We start from the raw sequence: 20087 nt of genomic DNA on the forward strand, positions 1-20087 counted from the left end.
TATTTGTTCAAAACTATACATCCATAATCTTCCCTGAAGGACTTATTGCAGCAGTATTGGTTCGATCCGGTTTTACATAAATGGAAAAGAGAATTGAAAATAACATGATCATCACACCCATGAATAAGATGGACTGGTTAAATCCAAGTGCAGTATTATCTCCGGCAAGGTCGATCACGAATCCGGTTAGCATTGGCCCGACAATTCCGGCGATATTCCCTGAGGATGTTAATATGCTTGTCATTAAGCTGCCCCGTTCCGGCATTAAATGAATGACGATGGTTGGCCCTATTGGTAAAATGGCGTAAGTCAATCCTTTCGCCAGGCACATGGCCGCAACAACCCAGACTGGATTTTGAAAAACGATGACTGAAGCCATTAATAAAGCTCCCGCTATCATAGACCCGCCTACTACATAGACCCTTGATATTCTCCAGCTCTGATTTCGCTTAAATAAAGAGTCCGAAATCATGGAGATAGCAACGTACACCACTACCGATACAATTCCTATCCCGGCAACGGCATATCCCATCTCTACCGAAGACATCTTAATTACTTTTACTAAATAAACTGGCATCCAAACGGAAATCCACACTACAAAAATGTAAGTGGAAAAATAGGCCAGCGTCGTAAAAAGAGCAGATGGAGAAGAAAGCAGAATGAGAAAAGACTTTAGATTAAGCTTTTCCAGCTTTTTCTTGGCCACCGATTGCTTTTCTTCCAAGTCCCGGGGTCTTTCCGATGTAATTTGGATCAACGTGAACCAAATGAGGCTTGCAATCCCCAGGAAGGCAAAAGCCCAGCGCCACCCAAAGATACTTATAGCTGCCACAAGCAGTGGTGCGACAACCATTGCTCCCACTGTCGCACCTGAAACAACAACCGAATTCGCAAAGGCGCGCTGTTTGGGCGGGAACCAGTTGTTTGCATGGCTGTAGGCAATCGGGCTGAATGGCCCTTCAAATGCGCCGAGCATGACGCGGTATGCAACCAACAAGGCCAGTCCAGTGATGCCCAACACGCCAAACTGCAATACTGCCCAAGTCAGCATTAGGATGCCCAGCATTTTTTTGGCGCCAATCCGGTCAGCCCAAGCGGCACCGACAATTCCGGTCACTGGATAAAGCCAGTAGTAACTGCTGCCAACCAGCCCCCATTGGACATTAGAAAGGTCAAATTCCTTCATGATGGGTACTGCTGCAAGCCCGACAATTGATTTATCCGCAAAGTTTATGATTTGTCCTAAAAATAACAGTAATAGAACAACCCAACGCATGATGTAATTCCTCCTATTTCAGTAGAAGTCCCAAATCTAGTTTAAAAGGGGGTTAATTTACCTCAAGGACATTACGGGCAATTATCAGACGCTGGATCTCGTTTGTGCCTTCATATATCTTGGTGATCCTGGCATCCCGGTAAAACCGTTCAACCGGGTATTCAGCCATATACCCCATGCCGCCATGAATCTGCACAGCCTTATCTGCGACCCTGTTAAATACATCCGAAGCAAACAGTTTTGCCATCGATGCTTCTTTTATTACTTTTTTTCCTTCATCGATCATTTTGGCAGCTTCCATTGTAAGAGCCCTGGCAGCGGCTGTTTCCGTAGCCATATCCGCCAGCATCCACTGAATCGCTTGGTTTGAAGCGATTGGTTTGCCAAATTGTATTCTTTCTTTTGCATACGCGGCTGACAGCTCAATTAACTTCTCGCTGGAACCCACAGAACGTGCGGCCAGGCCAACGCGTCCTTCAGCTAATATTTTCAAGGCTGACATATAGCCCATTCCTACCTCCCCGATGACGTTAGAGTCGGGAACAACACAATCTTCAAAGATTATCTGGCTTGTGTAGGAGCCGCGAAGCCCCATTTTTTTATCTTTTTTGCCGACAATTAATCCGGGAAAATCCTTCTCAATCAAAAAAGCTGTGATTCCGCCTTTGGCGCCCTTTTCTTTATCCGTCCCGGCAAAAACGGTAAATACATCGGCAACCGGCCCATTGGTGATAAAATGTTTGGTACCGTTTACAATCCACTGGTCTCCTTTTTTCTCGGCTACAGTTGATAGATTGGTAGCATCCGATCCCGCGCCCGGCTCAGATAAGGCAAAAGCCGCGATTTTATTCCCTGCCGCCATGTCAGGCAAATATTTTCTTTTCAAGGATTCTGAAGCAAGCTTCACTAATCCTGTACTCCCAATACCGGTATGGGCGCTTATCAAGGAAACATATCCGTTATGTGTCCGGCCTAATTGTTCCAGCACAATCGCTTTTCCGACTGCTCCGAGACCTATTCCGCCGTATTCCTCGGGAATGCTCATTCCAAAAAGACCCAGTTTCTTTGCTTTCTCTACTAGATGCTGCGGAATGGCATCTTCTTCTTCAATCTGGGATGCATATGGCTCAACCTCGTTTTCTACGAAATTGCGGATCATCATTTTCATTTGGTCCATTTCATTTGATGGTTCAACTGTCATTTTTTAGTCACCTTCTCTTTTTTTTATGTATTTATTTAAAATGCAAGTTTCATGCCAAATCTGATGCTCACAATTTAACGGACCGTTGAACCTATTAATAATTCAATAATGAATTAAATTTGTCGAAAATCGTATAATAGCCTGATTCATTTTTGAATTAGTTGATTTATTTTTATGCAGATAAAATATCAATCTTTCTTATCTGTTAAAGCAGAAAACAGGCTAAGTAACCATGTCGATTTGTGATCGCCTGTGTGACCCGCATCCTCTGGCAGACTACACCTGGTCATTGCTTTACCAAGGTTCGCCAATTGTCGGGTTTTTCCCGTTTTAGTTACATCAGATTTTAGTAACATCGGAAAACTTTAAAAGATGATAGATTGTTTGCAATATCGGTGTGGGTACATTTAATTCCCGCCCTTTTTTAACGATATAACCGCAGATTGATTCATACTCCATCTGTTTTCCATTCAGTTTATCCTGTAGCATAGAGGTTTTGTGTTTTCTTGCTATGCTTCCTTGTTCCATAATCGTTTCGTAAAAATTGGCGTCGATCCCTTTTCCCATCCCATTAGCAACTGATATAGCTTCTTTACAAATACTTTCTGCGGTCAGCCGCAAGCCCTCATTCTCCAAAATTTGTCCCACTTCGGCTTCAGCAACAGCAGACAATGGATTGAACGTGACATTCCAAAGCAGTTTCTTCCACTTTTGATTCAGGATGTTGCTTGATGGATATGTTTCAATGCCCGCATTTTGAAAAAGGGAGGTAACTTTTCCTAAACCGGCTTGACCCTTGCTGTCCAGCGAACCGATCATTAGGCGGGGCACCATTCCAATATGCTCGACGATTCCCGGCTCCTTTACAAAAGCCTGAATATAAGTAGCAGCCGACATTACCCTTTCCGTGCCAAAAATGTCACTTAACTTTTCTTCGTTGTCCACACCGTTTTGGAGGGTTAAAATGACTGTGTCTTTCTTCAGATATGGAAGCAGTTTCCTGGCTGTTTTTATTGTATCCGTTGATTTGACGCAAAATAAAACCAGTTCAGCCCCTTCCATTTCTTCATACCGATCCGTAAAAGTCCCATCCACGCGGAAATTTTCTGTTTCACTTATAATCAAAAGCCCCTTGTCCTGCATTTGTTCGTAATGCCTTCCTCTGGCCAAAAAAACAACATCATGTCCTGCAACCGCCAATTTGGCGCCAAAATAACCTCCGACGGCCCCTGCACCTGCAATTCCAATTTTCAAAATATCTCCCTCCCTGATCAATATCGTTTATTATTTTTAGATGCAATTTTTATGCCAGATCTTAAGAAAGTTAGAATGTTTAAAATAAAAGCAAATAGTAAGAGGATTTTTCTTATTTGTGGAAAATAAATAATATTGATAAAGATTCTGATTATATTTGTTTATCGCATGATTGGTAAGCATGAAAGAAAGGAATGAGGGAATGGCATCAAATTTGGTTTTGAACATGAAACCTCCTGTGTTTTCTTCCATCGAAGAGGAAAGACAGCATTTAAAACAAAAATTAGCCGGGGCATTTCGTTTATTCTCTAAATTTGGTTTTGATGAGGGGGTAGCCGGGCATATCACGGCAAGGGATCCCGAGAAAAAGGATCATTTCTGGGTGAATCCTTTTGGAATGCACTTTAGCCTGATCAAGGCCTCGGATTTAATCCTTTGCAATCATGAAGGAGAGGTAGTGGAAGGAAATCTTCCTGTTAATCGCGCTGCATTTGCAATCCATTCTCAGGTGCATGCCGCACGGCCGGATGTAATAGCTGCCGCCCACGCCCATTCTGTTTATGGGAAGTCCTGGTCTTCTCTGGGCCGCTTGCTTGATCCAATAACACAGGATGCCTGTGCGTTTTACAATGACCATTCATTATTTGATGATTATACTGGTGTTGTTCTGGATGTTGAAGAAGGCCAGCGAATTGGGAAAGCGCTCGCAAACAATAAAGCGTGCATCCTAAGGAATCATGGCTTGCTGACAGTCGGGCAAACGGTCGATGAGGCTGCCTGGTGGTTCATTACGATGGAACGTTCATGCCAGGCCCAGTTGCTTGCCGAATCAGCGGGCAAGCCTGTGTTAATTGATGCGGAGAATGCGGAGGTTACGAGAGGGCAAGTCGGGAATACACAGGCCGGGTGGTTTCAATTCCAGCCGTTATGGAACCGCATTGTGAAGGAACAGCCTGATTTCCTGGATTAGCGGTGTATAAGATCTATAGAAAAAGACGAAGTCTTATCAAAGCTTCGTCTTTTCCTTTACATCGATATTATATTTCTTCAGCTTCCTGACAATTGTAGCCTGGCTTGATTCCAAAGCTTCGGCGAGCTCGTAGGTAGTGTTGCATGTTTGTACTGCAGAAGCCAATATTTTTCTTTCAGCTTGTTCGACAGCCTCTTTTAATGACATCTCGTTCGATTTGCCAAGTTCTTTTTGGTTCGCCCCTTTATAATCGTCTGGCAGGCTATCAACCGTAATCATGCTGTCCGGCGTCGTTAAAACAAGCCTCTCAATTAAGTTCTGAAGCTCCCTTACATTCCCCGGCCAATCAAAATGGAAAAAGAAATCACGCAAGTGGGGATCGAATTTTTTTTGAAAATGATAGCGCTGATTCATCGTTTGCAAAAATAAATCTGCAAGCGGCAAAATATCATCCCTTCTTTCACGCAAAGGAGGAATTGTAATAGGTATTACATGGAGACGATAATATAAATCCTCGCGGAATTCCCCATTGTGTACCATTTCTTTTAAATTCCTGTTTGTGGCTGAAATGATACGGACATCAACCTTTTTTGGTTTTGTTCCACCGATCCGTTGGATTTCTCTCTCTTGTATAACGCGTAGCAGCTTTACTTGCAATGATAAAGGAAGCTCCCCTATTTCATCCAAAAATAGGATCCCGCCCTCCGCCATTTCAAACATTCCTGGTTTACCTTTACGGTTTGCCCCAGTAAACGCACCCATTTCATAACCAAACAATTCCGATTCTAAAAGTTCAGGTGGGATCGCCCCGCAATTAATCTTAATAAATTCCCCTTTTGAAGAGCGATTGCTCCTGGTGAAAAGGTTGCGTGCAATTACCTCTTTTCCAACACCTGTTTCTCCCAGCAGCAACACAGTTGCATCAACATCTGAAATCCTTCCAATGACTTCGTGGATTTCCCTCATTTTATCACTTACAAAGATAATCCCGTCCATGGGGGCCATTGTTTTAAGCTTTTCGATCTCTTTTTTATATTTATTGTTTAGTTCATTGGCCTTTTTTAATTCCTGCATCAGGTCATTGAGGTCAGATAAATCACGGATATTGGTGACAACTCTTTCGATTTCACCTTCCTCATTGAATACCGGGCTGCCGGTAATGAGCGTTTCTTTGCCTGCATAATTCGGCTGAACAAGAGAAACGGTCCTCCTTTGTTTGACTACCTTATGTGTTACGCTGGAAGTCAAAATCCCCCTTTTTATCAATTGGTCAACTGATTTCCCGACATAATATTCTTTCGGTATGCCGGTGATTCTCTCAATCGCTGAATTTGTACGGATTGTAATTCCGTCGCGATCGGTAATATAGATCCCGTCATACGAATTTTCAATGATCGCATCATATGCACGCTTTTGCTTTTCCAATGTTCTTACACGCCTGAACATTTCATCTAAAAGCGCCGTTTCATGTCCAATATATACTTGAGATTGCTTGTCCGCTATTTTTCGTTCGCTCTTAAAAAATGCTAATTTTCTAGTTCCGATACGAGCTACAGCTGCTTTTCGTTTATCCAGGTACTCCCATTCTGTTAATACATCATGTATGTTGCTCAGGCGGCCGGGACTAACATCCAAGAGCTCCCTAAAACATTTATTGTAATCAATAAGGCAGTCGTCATGACTTAAGAGAATTGCAGGAAGCGATATTTCTCCTATTATTGAAGAAACCATTAAAAACACCACGTTTCATGCATTAATGTAAACAAATAAAACCCAGCGACAAAGGAGTTCCTTTATGTCATTGGGTTTTATTAGGGAGAAAGGAAAACATGAAACTTTACTTTCTCATAAAAATCAACACAGGATAAGTACACCACTTCCTGTGGCAACGTCTGTGTGATCCAACATCGGGTGGTCCTCAACTACGCCTCTTTTCACATATACAGAGGCTTGCCAATCGGAAAGTTTTCTTCAGCTTTGCAATGGATTTATTATAATCACGGTTAGAAAACGCTTGCATTTATTGGCGCCTATTGATACTGATGGTACACTACTTTTCCTTTTATTACTTCATTGCCTGCCTGATTTACGGCCGCAACGTCGAAATTCAGTTGGTGTTCTGTTTTCTCGGTTAGTGAGGCCCTCAGGGTGATTACATCGTTCAGAAAAACCATGCCTTTAAATCGGATGGAATAATCCTGGATGAAGCCTTCTTCGAAATGGGGAGTAAACAGCTTAGCCAAATTCCCCATCGTCCACATTCCATGTGCAATGATTCCAGGCAATCCAGCTTTTTTGGCTTCGTCATCGATGGTATGGATAGGATTATAATCCCCGGAAGCACCTGCATACTTGATCAAGTCAAGTCTGGAAACGGGTTCAAGCTGAACTTCCTTGATCGATTCGCCTACTTGCATTTCAGCTAGTTTTTTCATACCTTCAGTCCCTTTCTTACAGCTTCAGTTATGATTACGGCAGAGCTGGATGTAAAAATGATATTGCCAGCCAAATCTTCTCCGCCGTTTTCTAATACGAGAAAGCCCATGCTGCCGTTCTTTCCTTGTTTTTCATAATAATCCTTTACGACTGTGTAACAATAGATTTCTTCACCGACCAATAAAGGCCTTTCATAATGATAGTTCTGTTCACCGTGTATCAGGCCCTTGTTTGGCAATTTCAGGTCTTCAATGACTCCGTAATCAAACACCCGCGGAAAAGTTGGAGGTGCGATATTGCGTTTGTATCTTGACTTTTCGCCTGTTTCCTCATCCAAATAGATGGGATGCATATCGCCGATCGATTCCGCAAATTTTCGGACGGCACCTCTTTCGACGATGTTTTTGACTTTATTTGACTTCTTTCCGATTGCTTCAGTAAACATGATTTTCCACCTCTCTTTATCTATTAAGCTTTTGGTCCGCCAGCTACATAGATGACCTGTCCGTTAACGAAGGAGGATTTTTCATCAGCAAAAAAGGCTACTGCATTGGCAATATCGGCAGGCTTTCCGCTGCGGCCGACTGGTATATTGCTTACGCTGGCGTTAATTAAATCTTCAAAGGAAATCCCTATCCTCGCAGCTGTTTCTTTCGTCATTTCTGTTTCAATGAAGCCTGGTGCAACCGCGTTTGCAGTGATTCCATACCTTCCAAGCTCGATTGCAAGAGTCTTTGTAAACCCTTGCAGGCCGGCTTTAGCGGTGGCGTAGTTTGCCTGGCCTCTGTTTCCAAGGGCTGATGTGGAGGAAATGTTGATGATCCGTCCATACTTCTTTTCTACCATATATTTTTGGGCGGCGCGTGCGGAATTGAATGAGCCTTTTAAATGAACATCCATAACCGTCTGCCAGTCTGTATCCGTCATTTTGAATAATAGATTGTCGCGGATTACACCGGCATTGTTTACAAGGATATCAATTGAACCAAATGTTTCAAAGGCTTCTTTGATTGCCGCTTCAACCTGGTCGGCTTCCGTAACATTGGCCACCTTTGAGAATACTTCATATCCTTTTTCTTTTAGCTCGCTTGTGGTTTGGGCTAACGCCTCTTCATTTAGATCGATGAATGCAACCTTTGCCCCTTCCTGCGCGAAGAGTTCCACTATCCCTTTGCCGATTCCCCGGCTTCCGCCTGTCACAAATGCGACCCTGCCATCAAAACGTCCTGCCATTATGATTCCTCCTAACAATTTATTGTATAGTTTACTAGACTTGATCCTTTAAAATGCCAAAAAGTCAATTAACCGAACTGTCCTACTTTAACATGTCCTTTAATCAGGTTTCGGGCGATGATCATGCGCTGGATTTCATCGGTGCCGTCATAAATTCTCCAAAGCCTAGCTTCGCGGTACCAGCGTTCGATCGGAAGTTCTCTTGTATAACCCATTCCGCCATGGATTTGCATGACCCTGTCCACAACATTATTGCCCATGTTAGCTCCATAAAGCTTTGCAATCGATGCCAAATGGCGGTTATCTTCACCATTGTCGAGGGCAAAAGCTGCATTGAGCACCAGCCAGCGGGCCGCTTCGATTTCCACTGCTGAGTCAGCAATCTGCCACTGGATGGCTTGTCTTTCTGCTATTGGCTTGCCAAATGTCACGCGTTCTTGCGCATAATCAATGGCCATCTGCAGCAGGCGCTCTGCCGAACCGACCGCACGCGCTCCTACAATCCATCTTGCAAAGCCTATCCATTCCAGTCCTAGCTGGTAGCCGCCATGCACTTCGCCCAGTATATTTTCCTCTGGTACACGGACGTTTTCGAATACAAGCCCAGCAGGTCCCCATTCTCCCATCGTGTCAATATATTCTGATCTCCAGCCCATATCCCTGTCGACAATAAAGCAAGTAACGCCTTCACGTCCTGTTGCCTGATGCTTCTCTTTATCAGTAATGGCGATTACCATTACGAAATCAGCTTCATTACCGCCGGTAATAAATGTTTTTTCTCCGTTCAATACCCATTCATTTCCTTCTTTTACTGCAGTCATTTTGATATTCCTGGTATCGGAGCCTGCACCCGGTTCTGTCATGGCAAAGCAGGATTTCTTTTCCCCGTTGATGGTAGGGATCAGGTATTTCTTCTTTTGTTCTTCGTTTGCATAATATAGTATGTTATCTGCCGATCCCCCGAATTGGAAAGGAACGAAGGTTTTGGAAACCTCCATGTAAACAAGCGCTAGCATCATTTGCCCGAGGTTTGCACCACCGTATTCCTCAGGCGTATTGATGCCCCAGAAGCCTGCTTCCTTGGCTTTTAATTGTAGTTCCTTTAGTTTGCCGGGCGGAAGGCTTGGCTTGCCTTCCCTCTCATTTCTCAAAACATCGTTTTCAAGAGGCATTAACTCTTTTTCTACGAATCTTCTAATCGTTTTTTGGACCATTTTCTGTTCGTCTGTAAGGCGCAAATACATAGACTCAACTCCATCCCTTAATTGCTAGTATATTTACTAATAAATATAAGTATGCCTTGTTATTATGTTTCATACCAACCAGTTAGTATGTATAATACTAGTTTATTTAGAAATTTCGCAAAAAACAAGTTTTTTTTGCTACTTTTATGTTTGGTTACCAATCCAGCGGTTTACATTAGGTTTATTTCCAAAGTGTATAACCGCTGAATCGGCTATTTAACCAATCCCTTTGTTTGTTCGAATTGGGTATACAAATCTTTAAGCGCTGCGATTAACGCATTTGTTGCCTTGCCGCGATAATGTGTTTGAATCAGCTGCAGTGGAAAATCAATTCCCTCCCGCAAACTGTGTCCCCGAAGAAGACTGCTGACATAATTTCGGCCATGCTCGGTTGCCAGAGTGCATGAAGCTTCCAGTATTACCCCATATTTGCAGTCTATTTCGACGGTGATCGTTAAAGATTCAAAGACACTTTTAGCTGCCATTCCCTGTGGAAGCCTGGCGTGTCCCGCGATGAATAAAGTGTTATTTGGCACAGAAAATCCCCCAATATACTAGATATCTATCTTTAATAGTATATGGAGTTTTCTAAATAATCAATTATCTGTTGGCGGCAGATACCTTTTCATTCTCATTCCAGGCAGGAAGACTTTTATTCAATGGCTTATCTTCCCGGTAGCCAAGAACATATTCAGCTTGCATGACAGTGTGGATTTCCCTTGTACCCTCATAAATAACCGGCGCTTTTGAATTTCGAAGGTATCTTTCTACCGGATATTCATCCGAATAGCCGTATGCGCCATGTATTTGGACAGCGTCGTTTGCCGCTTCATTGGCGTAATCACAAGCCTGCCATTTAGCCAATGATGTTTCTCTCGTGTTTCGCTTGCCTTCATTTTTGAGGCAGCCGGCTTTAAAAACAAGCAGCCTTGAAATCTGAAGTCCGGCCTCCATTTTGGCGATCATTTGCTGGACCAGTTGGTGTTTGCCGATTTCTTTGCCGAACGTGCTGCGCTCATGGCAATACTTTACGCTTGCCTCCAAACAAGCCATTATCTGTCCGCAAGCACCCGCCGCTACCGTAAACCGGCCATTATCAAGTGCGGACATCGCAATTTTAAAACCTTCTCCCTCTTCTCCCAATAGATTCTCTTTTGGGACTCTTACATTGTCAAAGAATAATTCACCGGTATTGCCGGCACGGATACCAAGCTTTCCTTTAATTGCTTTAGAGGAGAAACCAGGCATGCTGCGTTCCACGATAAACGCTGAAATGCCTTTATGCTTTAGGTTTTTATCAGTGTAGGCGAATACAATGAAATGGTCGGCAGCATCGCAAAGGGAAATCCATGTTTTTTGACCATTCAGGATGTAATGGTCCCCATCCCGCACCGCATTGGTTTTTAAGGCAGCCACATCGGAACCCGCATTAGGCTCGGTCAGCCCGAATGCACCGATTTTTTCTCCTTTTGCCTGTGGGATCAAATACTTTTGCTTCTGTTCTTCGTTGCCCCATTGCAGAAGCGTCATGCTATTCAATCCCGTGTGGACGGAAACCGCTGTCCTGAATGCTGTGTCGCCCCGCTCCAGCTCTTCACATACAATGGCCAGGGTATTATAATCCATCCCGCTGCCGCCGTATTGTTCCGGAATGCACACACCCATTAAATCCAATTCAGCCAGCCGTTTCATGATGTTGGATTCGAAGTGCCCCTTTCTGTCCCACTCTCCAATATAAGGCATGATTTCCTTATCGACAAAGTTCCTGACAACCTTACGCACCATCTCTTGTTCTTCCGATAAATGAAAATCCATCATTATATCCTCCTTAGATTATTTTCCCATTTTTAAATTGGCTGATTTGTTTTTCGTTGTATTTTAAATCCCTTAAAATATCTTCCGTATGTTCACCGGCAGCGGGCGGATGCTTTCTGAGCGCTGCAGGTGTCCTTGAAAACTTTAAAGGGCTTCCGACCAGCCGCACATTTCCCGCAGTTGGATGATTGCAGTTCCAATCCATATTTCTTTCCTTAACAAGGGGATCCTGAAAGACTTGTTCTAGATTGTTGATCGGGCCGCATGGAATTCCGTGGTTATTCAAAAGGGAGACCCATTCGGCTGCCGGTTTTTGTCTTAACGCCTCTGACAGAATTTCGATTAAAAGACCCTTATTTTTAACCCTTGCTGAATTGGTGGCAAACCTTTCGTCACTTGCTGCCTGTTTAAGGCCAAGCACTAGGCAAAGATTTTTGAATTGGCGGTCATTGCCGACAGCGATTGCCAACTGCATGTCACTGGCTTGAAATGTTTGATAGGGAACAATATTCGGATGCTCATTTCCCAATGGTTCCGGAATGGTTTCGGACACCAGAAAGTTGCTGGCTACATTAACCAAAGCACTTAACTGGGAATCGAAGAGAGAAATATCAATGCTTTGGCCCTCACCCGATCTTTCCCTTTCATTCAAGGCAGCCAATATGCCAACCGCTGCATATAAACCGGTAATCACATCTGATATGGCGACGCCAACCTTCATCGGTCCGGTTCGTTTATCGCCGGTTATGCTCATTAAGCCTGACATTGCCTGGATAATGAAATCGTATCCTGGAATGTCTTTGTATGGTCCTGTTTGACCGAAACCGGTTATGGAACAATAGATAAGGCCTGGATTTATTTCCTTTAGGTTCTCATATCCCAAGCCTAACCGTTCCATTGTACCTGTCTTAAAGTTTTCGATCACCACGTCTGAACCCGCTATTAGCTTTTTGATAATTTCCTTGCCGTCCTCCGATTTTAAATCCAGAGTAAGGGCCCTTTTGTTGCGGTTCGCACAAAGATAGTAGGCACTTTCCTCCCCAGCATAAGGAGGGCCCCATTCCCGGGTATCATCGCTTCCTCCGGGAGCCTCCACTTTCAAAACATCTGCTCCCATGTCTCCTAAAATCATTGTGCAGTATGGCCCCGCCAACACTCTAGTCAGGTCCAATATACGCAATCCTTCTAATGCACCAATGGTGAACACCTCCCTTAGTGGAAAAATAAAAAAGCCAGCCATATCAAAAAAATTGATACAACTGGCTTTAATCTATTACGCTGCTTCGGGCTGACGAAGTCAAATAGATTTCTCAGTTACGTTTATATGGAAATTTCGAAAAATTCACTGGTCATGAAAGCGGTTTACTTTCTAGGAGTGAATTAATGTCAGAATACTAAAGATTCATTCATTTGTCAATAATATTCCCAATATTCTAACAGGTTTTTGTTCATTCATTTCCTCGTTGAAGGAATTTATTTTTGGCTGATTCCTAGGTGTTATCTCATAACTCAAAGGTGGACATTTCCATTGCTTTAATCCCGAAGTGTCCAAATCAAATAGAGATATTCATCAAGTTTCTAAACTGTTTACTCATCAAGGGTTTAGATCTGCTCCATTTTCGACTATATGAAATAACAAATGCGCGAGGTGATGCACCGGCCCGTATTGTTCCTCTTCTTCACCACCTTCACTTTCCTCATAGAAATAGGCATCCTGCAGGAAAAGCGCCATGAATTCATAAAAGTCCTTCAGTTCAAATGAATAGCATCCGCTTGGTTCCTCGTTTTCCCCTTCATATTGGAGCACGAGATAAGAAAGGTCCCCATCCTCATCTTCTGCATCTAAAAAAACGAAAAACCCAATATTTGTGTCCAGTTCGAATAAACGGCGTGAACCGCCGCTTGTTGCCTTTTCAAATTCTTCGCGGTTTAGCTTTTGAAGCTGCATTGTGTCCACATTATCTTCCTGATGAAAGCTTACAATGAAAGATTTCATGATACCCTCCTTGATAAGTAAAGAATATTCTTCCTGCGCATACAATAGCATTATTCCCTTTAATGCCCGTAAATATTGGTTACATATTCTTTATATCCTTTTTTTTCTTAGTTAATCCATCTCAAGCTCAAGGATTACAGGGCAATGATCGCTTCCTAAAACATGCGAATGGATTTGAGCGTCCTTTATAAATTCAGCCAATCTTTCCGATGCAATAAAGTAATCGATCCGCCAGCCGATATTCCTCTCCCTGACCTTGTTCATGTAAGACCACCAGGTATAAGCCCCTTCTTTATCAGGATAAAGGTGCCTGAAGGTATCAATAAAACCCGAATCAAGCAATTCGGTCATTTTTCCTCGTTCTTCCATTGTAAAGCCAGAATTCTTGCGGTTCGATTTTGGATTCTTCAAGTCTATCTCATTGTGCGCCACATTTAAATCCCCGCAAAGGATTACCGGCTTATGGGCATCCAATTCCTTTAGGTAATCCCTGATCTGGTCCTCCCATTCAAGCCTGTACGGCATTCTTGCAAGATCCCTTTGTGAATTTGGCGTATATACAGTGACCATGTAAAATTTATCATATTCCAGGGTGATGATCCGGCCTTCTTCTTCCTCTTCCGCCGCACCAACACCATATCTTACAGACAACGGCTTCTCTTTCGTAAAAATCGCTGTCCCTGAATAGCCTTTACGCTGCGCATAATTCCAATATTGATGGTAGCCGGCAAGTTCTAAGTTGATTTGCCCTTCTTGCAATTTAGATTCCTGGATGCAGAATATGTCTGCGTCCATTTCGTTAAAGTATTCTATAAAACCCTTGCCTGTGCAGGCACGTATTCCATTGACATTCCAAGATACCAGTTTCATAAAAATCCAATCTGCTCCTTGCTGTAAGTCTATTAAACTATGTTAATACTATACACTTATCAAACATATGATTAAAGCAATGAAACTTAGATTGTAGACAAGGGTTAGCTATTTTTCGTTGAGGGACCTAAGCAGTACAGGCAGTTTGCTATAAATTTCAATGACATCTTCTATCTTCATCCTCACCAGCCCGCTGGATGATGGTGCTACAAAATCAATAGTGCCCGGAATGACGGGTTCCTCCTGAGGCCCCCAGGGAGCGACTTTGATGCCGCTATAATGTTGATATACACCTTTTCCAACGAAACAGACGATTTTGGGTTTGTATGTATCAATTTTCTTTTTTAGATTCTCCCTGCCTTGCCTGTATTCTTCCTTCGTGATCTCATCCGCGGCTTTTGTTGGCCTCGATACAATATTTGTGAAGCCATACCCTAACTCCAATAATGAAAAGTCCTCTTCCGGCCGGTATTTTCTAGGCGTTATCCCTCCTTCATGCAGAATCCTCCAGAATCTATTGTTGGGATTTGCATAATGATGTCCTGTTTCTCCAGAACGGATGCTGGGATTGAATCCGCAAAACAATATATCCAAATTATCTCTTAAATGGTCTTTAATTGGTTCCATTCGCCTGAATCCCTCCTTTGATTTTATCGATTTTGTAAACTAACCTAAAGAATAATGATAAAAGACCTGAAAAGGTTATGCACCTTTGTCAGGCCTCTTTTATGGCAGATAAGATATTTTAATCTTCCCTATCTGCATTAAGCAGAATACAGGCTATCAGTGCACGTTGTATGTCTCCCACTCTGTACCCCACATCATGCGGGCCTCAGCTAGGCCCTGTTTTCGCTTTTCAAAAGACCCGGCATTCGGCGGGATTTGTAAAAGATCATTGATCTTACCGTTTTCTATTATCTTTTTCCATGTACTCACGGATCTTTCTATCTTCCCAATCCTTTGAAAAAAGGCCTCCAGAGAAAAACACGGTTAAGCCGTGTGCTGCCAGGCCTATCCCCCAGCCAAGTAGCGGCCAGAAGAACCAAAAGTTAGAGGAGTCATCCAACATATCAACAATAAATAAGAATATATTCACCATAAAATACACGAATGCGTGTATATAAAAAGATTTCAGAAGCATGACTCTCTTTTTGGCCGTGTGATATTCTTCTTGTTCGTTTGGAGATAAATCCATAATCCCACATCCCTTTTTTTCTAATTATAATGGCATAAGGAATATTATGGAATATAAAGGCGGACTTATTTTTAAATAATCTTAATTTTACTTTGTGTCCAACATTTATCCCCTATGTCAAGAAAAATCGCTGTGGTTGCTCCATTGGGCTGAATTACGGGGCCATATAAAGTGATGGCGCCTGCTTAATCCATCACCAGCGCAAATTCATCCACTAACCCTCCGAAGATGGCAAGTGCGCCCTGTATGGGTTCCGGTGTCGTCAAATCAACCCCGGTCTTCCTTAACAATTCAAGCGGATAATCCGAGCTCCCGCTTTTCAGGAACTCCAAATAGCTGTTTAAGGTTCCCTGATCACCCGAAAGGATCCTGTCAGCAATATGAAGTGCAGACGCATAGCCTGTAGCGTATTTATAAACATAAAAAGGACGGTAAAAGTGCGGGATCCGTGACCATCCGTATTTTACTTCTTCATCCAACACAAGAAGGCCGGAGCCATTGTATTCCTTAAACAGGTTTTCATAGATCGAATTGAATGCCTCGGCATGGAGCGGTTCACCTTCTGCGGCTTTTTCATGGACGGTTTTCTCGAATTCCGCAAACATCACCTGGGTAAAAAATGTCCCTTTGAAGCCGTCAATAAAATGGTTCAGCAAGTGTTTTTTCATCAGCTTATTATCCGTTGTGTTTAACAGATAATGGATAAGCAGTATTTCATTTACCGTTGATGCCACTTCAGCCACAAATATTGAATAGCCAGCTGTAATTTGGGGCTGGTGTTTTGAACTATAGTAAGAGTGCATCGCATGCCCGCATTCATGGGCAAGGGTAAACAGGCTGTCCAGATCATCCTGATGGTTCAGGAGTATATACGGATGAACTCCGTAAATCCCCAAATTGTAGGCCCCGGTACGCTTTCCAGGGGTCTCCCGCACATCTATGTATCGTTTTTCTTTAAAGCCGGATAATGTGTCTGTATAATCTTTACCGAGCGGTTTCAGGGCATTTATCATCGTTTCATATGCTTCATCGTATGCTATTTCCTGTTTGATGCCTTTTACAAGCGGGACGCTCAGGTCATATTGGCGGAGTTCTTCCAAACCCAGCGTTTTCTTGCGAACATCCAGGTATTTATGCATCGGATCGACATTTTCCTTTGTCGCTTTTATCAGGTTTTCGTAAACCTGTAACGGCACCTTGTCAGAAAAAAGGGATTTTTCAATTGCGGATGGATAATTCCTCATTTTAGAAAGAAGGACATTATTCTTCACCGCAGCGGATAATGTGGAAGCAATTGTGTTTTTCATCTGAATATAAGGCTTGTAATAAGCTTTATATGCCTCTTTTCTTTTTCCGCGATCCTCGTGTTCTATCAATTTCGAATACAACCCGCGGGTCAGCTCAATCTTCTTGCCATATTCATCTGTAACGTCCCCGAACTTTATGTCTGCGTTGTTCAGCATGCCAAATGTTTTTTGTGGAGCAGACAGTGCCTCGCCAATCTGCGATAGTATTTCTTCCTGATCCTTTCTTAAAACGTGCTCTTTGTACCGGTAAGAATCAAGCAGCTCCTCTTCAAAATATTTTAAACCTTCCACTTCTGCTATGTAACTTTTCAGGGTTTCTTCTTCAAGGCTTAGCAAATATGGCATGAAAAATGAATTGGCTGCGGTTATTTTTTGCCCGAGCTGGCTTGCCCTGTCAAGCAAAGCCTGAGTTGCTGCCTCCCTTGTGTCACAGTCGACCTGCAGCATCGCGTACGCATATACTTTACGGTACAATAAAGATAATTCTTCACTTTTACACAAGTATGAATACAACCCAAAAGCCTCGCTCAGGCGGCCATCAAAACTGTTCAACTCTTCAGCCATTTTCCCTATACGGCTGTAATCCTGTTCCCAGTCGCTTTTGCTTTCATATATATCTGTTAAGTCCCATCGCTCTTTTTCGGGCACTTCCTGCCTGGATTGGTATGTTTTCACGTATATACGCTCCTCTTACTAAGAATTGCATTTCCTAAATAGTATTAATATTTATATTATCCTATTCCGTTTTTAAAGAAAATGAAGGTGCTTATTAAAAAGAACCAATTTTTCCAGGCTGTAAGACCACCTAAATAAAAAACGGTTTTAGTAGTTTGTATTCTAGTAAGAAAGGGTAAAACTATATTGCATGACATTCTCGGGAAACCAAAGGAGATGATTCTACGATGTGGATGAACTGCTGCCATTGGAATAAAGGGAATGATGAAACTGTTAATAGTCCAGGGGATAATAGATAGCCACGGGAAAAAGATAAATGAAATGTATTTGATTCGGGTAGTTGCCGGAAACTATTTTAAAAACTAAAGGAGTTGATTGTGAATGTCCAAAATCCTCAACCTCTGGAATATTGAGAATGATGATGCGGTTAGAGGTCCAGGTGATCAAGACCATAACGCCATCTCCAAAAACTTATTAGGTGCCAATACATTTGAATTGGCCCAACTAAGGGAAGATACACCGGAATTCGATTTAAATGGAACTGCATTAAATAGCATGTAAAAGAAAAACCCCCTTTGCCAATGGAGTAACAGCTCCTAAGCAAGGGGCTTTTTGTTATTTAGCAATGAACCGGTCTGAATAAGGTTATATTTGGGGGAAATGATAGTACAAACCGATCTAAGAAAGGATGTCTGGAAACTATGGAACAGATCAATTGCGATTTTTCACCGCTCAAATTCCAATTGAAAGAGACAATGCTTTCTATAAGGGATGAACTGACCAAAAGCATTGAAGCAGTTAATGATGAAGAAAACTGCCTATTATGTAAGCTTGAAGAAATCAAAAAAGAATGCTTGAAAATGGAAGCTATTGCTTCGTCCTTTTATTTGACCTGCTACCTATCGGCATATACAGCTAAGCATGAGGAAATAGCAAAAAGCACCCAACATCTAAGCAAGAAAAAACACGGAGCCATTATAGTCATTGAACGCACAGTGCCAGTTGATGACTACATCCAAAAAGGGGTCCCAATAGGTGCATTATTAACTCCTTCATTGATTGAGTCGATATTTTATCCGGGAAATCCGCTCCATGATGGAGCAGTATTGGTGCGGGAAAATACGATTGTCTCAGCAGCCAATGTACTGCCTCTCACTTCACAAGTTTTAACCGGAAAAAAAATTGGCACAAGACATCGGGCTTCACTTGGATTATCAGATCAGACTGATGCCCTCGTTTTAGTTGTCTCAGAAGAAACAGGGAAGATTTCGTTTGCCTTAAATGGGACTCTCTACCCAATCAGTAATAATCATGAAATTCCCTAGATTTTCATATCGAATTTATCAAATATAGAAAAACAGCCCCGTTATAGGCGGAGCCGTTCAAGTCTATTTTACAGGAACAGGAACTACCCTTTGGCCAATTGCTTCAATCAATTGAGCAGGCATCGGAAAACTCACAGCAGCCGGATCTGACGCAACAGCACCTGTTGCCTTTTGCAGATCTTCCTCAGAAATATTATATTGAGAAAAGTCAGCCGGGAGCCCGGTTTTTACCTGCAGCGCCCGGATCTTGTCAACTGCCTTGGCAAGCAGCGCCCTCTGGTCATCTATGTCCACTTTAATATCCAATGCGTCAGCAAGTTGCTTTGCCTTAGGAAGGTACAGGTCAGGAATATATTCCATTACGACAGGCAAGAAAACAGCGTTCGCAAGGCCATGCGGAATTCGGAACATCGCACCGTATGCATGTGCCAAGTTATGCACAGGAATGGCATTCAAAGCGAAACTGAATGCGGTTATTCCCATTAGGCTCGCATGTAGCATTTCCATTCGGGCCTCCACATTCGCACCGTCACTGACAGCGAGCGGAAGATTTTTTTCGATGAGACGAATGGCGTGCAATGCATAGGAATCTGTCAAGGAAGTTGCGTTAGGCGAAGCTAGTGCCTCGATCGCATGAGTCAATGCGTCCATCCCGGTAAAGGCTGTAATAAGCGGCGGCAGCCCTGTTGTCAGGTCAGGGTCTAAAATCGCCATATCCGCACTGATGAATGGATTAATGATATTTGTTTTCATCTTTATTTCTTCATTGTAAATGACCGCTATCGGGGAAACCTCGGATCCCGTTCCCGCTGTTGTAGGAATCGAGATATGAGGAATCGGGATATACTGGGCTTGCGGGAATGATTCCATTACAAAACCACCCGGTATTGCTTCCTTTATGTCAGTCAACCCCTTGAATAAGGAGTATTTCACTCCTTTAACGGTATCGAGCACGCTGCCTCCCCCGACGGCAAGCAATGCATCGGCACCTACTTCCCTTGCATACCGCGCAGCCGCATTCACACAGCTACTTTCCGCATCCTGTGTGATATCCAGAAAAATGCCCGCTAGCTCTGGCCCAGTCCCATGCGGAGTCAGGCTGAATATTTGTGCTACCTTTTCCACGATACCTGCCTTTTCCAATCCTCTGTCACTAAAAAGAACAACTCTTTTGGCACCCAATCCCCTGAATAAATCCGGTACGAGCGCCCTTGTATTTGAACCGCTTTGTATGGCTGTGCGCAGCCAGTAACTGGACATTGTCGTTGTAAGCATAGTCATCACCCCTGC

The 20087-nt window shown here is 43.0% G+C and carries 20 protein-coding genes; 3 read left to right on the forward strand and 17 right to left on the reverse strand.

The genetic code is table 11. The features are described from left to right. Positions 1-13: 13 nt before the first annotated feature. The 3 genes from D0466_RS02285 to D0466_RS02295 form a co-directional block, all read right to left on the reverse strand. On the reverse strand, positions 14-1276 hold the full coding sequence (locus tag D0466_RS02285) for an MFS transporter (RefSeq protein WP_117320949.1): 1263 nt from the start codon (positions 1274-1276) through the stop codon (positions 14-16). Between the two features lie 52 nt (positions 1277-1328). Then, positions 1329-2477 (reverse strand): acyl-CoA dehydrogenase family protein, encoded by a 1149-nt coding sequence (locus tag D0466_RS02290; protein WP_117320950.1) that lies wholly within the window; start codon positions 2475-2477, stop codon positions 1329-1331. Between the two features lie 339 nt (positions 2478-2816). Further along, entirely contained in the window at positions 2817-3731 is a 915-nt protein-coding gene (locus D0466_RS02295; RefSeq protein WP_158555786.1) for a ketopantoate reductase family protein, read from the reverse strand. Positions 3732-3957: 226 nt separating this feature from the next. Between D0466_RS02295 and D0466_RS02305 the strand changes: the two genes are divergently transcribed. After that, a complete protein-coding gene (locus D0466_RS02305; protein WP_199484487.1) occupies positions 3958-4701 on the forward strand; it encodes a class II aldolase/adducin family protein in 744 nt (247 codons plus the stop codon). A gap of 36 nt (positions 4702-4737) precedes the next feature. Here D0466_RS02305 and D0466_RS02310 read toward each other — a convergent pair whose 3' ends face one another. The 13 genes from D0466_RS02310 to pepF form a co-directional block, all read right to left on the reverse strand. Next, positions 4738-6432 (reverse strand): sigma-54 interaction domain-containing protein, encoded by a 1695-nt coding sequence (locus D0466_RS02310; protein WP_117320954.1) that lies wholly within the window; start codon positions 6430-6432, stop codon positions 4738-4740. Positions 6433-6731: 299 nt separating this feature from the next. Further along, positions 6732-7136: a MaoC/PaaZ C-terminal domain-containing protein gene (locus tag D0466_RS02315; protein WP_117320955.1), complete on the reverse strand. Its 405-nt coding sequence runs from the start codon at positions 7134-7136 to the stop codon at positions 6732-6734. Then, entirely contained in the window at positions 7133-7582 is a 450-nt protein-coding gene (locus tag D0466_RS02320) for a MaoC family dehydratase N-terminal domain-containing protein (protein WP_117320956.1), read from the reverse strand. Before D0466_RS02320 ends, D0466_RS02315 begins: the two co-directional genes overlap by 4 nt. Before the next feature lie 23 nt (positions 7583-7605). Then, positions 7606-8370 (reverse strand): 3-oxoacyl-ACP reductase FabG, encoded by a 765-nt coding sequence (gene fabG / locus D0466_RS02325; protein ID WP_117320957.1) that lies wholly within the window; start codon positions 8368-8370, stop codon positions 7606-7608. Positions 8371-8438: 68 nt separating this feature from the next. Then, the gene (locus D0466_RS02330; protein ID WP_117320958.1) at positions 8439-9614 is read right to left on the reverse strand and encodes an acyl-CoA dehydrogenase family protein; all 1176 of its coding nucleotides are present in this window, start codon (positions 9612-9614) and stop codon (positions 8439-8441) included. A 212-nt stretch (positions 9615-9826) separates the two neighbouring features. Beyond that, positions 9827-10150 (reverse strand): DUF3870 domain-containing protein, encoded by a 324-nt coding sequence (locus tag D0466_RS02335; protein WP_267897370.1) that lies wholly within the window; start codon positions 10148-10150, stop codon positions 9827-9829. A gap of 64 nt (positions 10151-10214) precedes the next feature. Continuing rightward, the gene (locus D0466_RS02340) at positions 10215-11429 is read right to left on the reverse strand and encodes an acyl-CoA dehydrogenase family protein (RefSeq protein ID WP_117320959.1); all 1215 of its coding nucleotides are present in this window, start codon (positions 11427-11429) and stop codon (positions 10215-10217) included. Positions 11430-11442: 13 nt separating this feature from the next. After that, positions 11443-12669 carry a CaiB/BaiF CoA transferase family protein gene (locus D0466_RS02345; RefSeq protein WP_117320960.1) on the reverse strand — a complete coding sequence of 409 codons (1227 nt, stop codon included), beginning with the start codon at positions 12667-12669 and terminating at the stop codon, positions 11443-11445. Positions 12670-13023: 354 nt separating this feature from the next. Continuing rightward, on the reverse strand, positions 13024-13425 hold the full coding sequence (locus tag D0466_RS02350; protein WP_117320961.1) for a cytosolic protein: 402 nt from the start codon (positions 13423-13425) through the stop codon (positions 13024-13026). A 111-nt stretch (positions 13426-13536) separates the two neighbouring features. After that, entirely contained in the window at positions 13537-14295 is a 759-nt protein-coding gene (locus D0466_RS02355) for an exodeoxyribonuclease III (RefSeq protein ID WP_117320962.1), read from the reverse strand. Between the two features lie 108 nt (positions 14296-14403). Beyond that, entirely contained in the window at positions 14404-14922 is a 519-nt protein-coding gene (locus tag D0466_RS02360; protein ID WP_117320963.1) for a mismatch-specific DNA-glycosylase, read from the reverse strand. A gap of 274 nt (positions 14923-15196) precedes the next feature. Continuing rightward, positions 15197-15490 carry a 2TM domain-containing protein gene (locus D0466_RS02365; RefSeq protein ID WP_117320964.1) on the reverse strand — a complete coding sequence of 98 codons (294 nt, stop codon included), beginning with the start codon at positions 15488-15490 and terminating at the stop codon, positions 15197-15199. Positions 15491-15675: 185 nt separating this feature from the next. After that, on the reverse strand, positions 15676-17472 hold the full coding sequence (pepF, locus tag D0466_RS02370; RefSeq protein ID WP_117320965.1) for an oligoendopeptidase F: 1797 nt from the start codon (positions 17470-17472) through the stop codon (positions 15676-15678). A gap of 381 nt (positions 17473-17853) precedes the next feature. Between pepF and D0466_RS02375 the strand changes: the two genes are divergently transcribed. After that, positions 17854-18033: a hypothetical protein gene (locus D0466_RS02375; protein ID WP_117320966.1), complete on the forward strand. Its 180-nt coding sequence runs from the start codon at positions 17854-17856 to the stop codon at positions 18031-18033. A gap of 140 nt (positions 18034-18173) precedes the next feature. Next, positions 18174-18797 carry a sporulation-specific diadenylate cyclase CdaS gene (cdaS, locus tag D0466_RS02380; RefSeq protein WP_117320967.1) on the forward strand — a complete coding sequence of 208 codons (624 nt, stop codon included), beginning with the start codon at positions 18174-18176 and terminating at the stop codon, positions 18795-18797. A 63-nt stretch (positions 18798-18860) separates the two neighbouring features. Here cdaS and D0466_RS02385 read toward each other — a convergent pair whose 3' ends face one another. Further along, a complete protein-coding gene (locus tag D0466_RS02385) occupies positions 18861-20072 on the reverse strand; it encodes an iron-containing alcohol dehydrogenase (RefSeq protein ID WP_117320968.1) in 1212 nt (403 codons plus the stop codon). Between the last annotated feature and the right edge of the window lie 15 nt (positions 20073-20087).

Source organism: Peribacillus glennii (assembly GCF_003429105.1).
Taxonomy (GTDB): Bacteria; Bacillota; Bacilli; order Bacillales; family DSM-1321; genus Peribacillus; species Peribacillus glennii.